Genomic DNA, 616 nt, shown 5'->3' on the forward strand with positions numbered 1-616 from the left:
GCGGTCGCCGGTGACCCCTCCCGGGTACAGATCATGTACGGCGTTGCCGGGGAACGCCGGCTGCCCGAATACGAGATCCCGTGGCTACCGGGGTACGAGAACTCCGCCCCGGTGCGGGTCGGCAACGCCGCCGTCGACCAGTTCCAGCTCGACGTCTACGGCGAGGTCCTCGACGCCCTGCATGTCGCGCGGGTCGCGGTCGCCAACCGTCGCCAGACCGTGCCTGGGCTGGCGCTCCCCGGCGGGCAGACCATCACCGACAGCCATGCGGACGACTCCTGGCCGCTGCAGACCAAGCTGATGGACTTCCTCGAGACCGGCTGGCGGAAGACCGACGAGGGCATCTGGGAGGTGCGCGGCCCCCGCCGCCACTTCGTCCACTCGAAGGTGATGGCCTGGGTCGCGGCCGACCGGGCGGTACGCGGGATCGTCGAGTCCCGGCTACCGGGCCCTGTCGACCGCTGGTCGGCGCTGCGGGACGAGATCCACGCGGAGGTCTGTACCCGCGGGTTCGACTCCGAACGCAACACCTTCACCCAGTTCTACGGCTCCAAGGAACTCGACGCGGCGCTGCTGTACATGCCGCTGGTGGGGTTCCTGCCCGCCACCGACCCCC

1 protein-coding gene is annotated in these 616 nt (G+C 70.5%); it reads left to right on the forward strand.

What is annotated here, in order from left to right:
* Positions 1–616 (forward strand): glycoside hydrolase family 15 protein (locus AC08ON_RS14890; RefSeq protein WP_476617176.1); only part of this gene is annotated, 616 nt, incomplete at both ends.

The organism is Frankia sp. CoWAU3 (assembly GCF_977971855.1).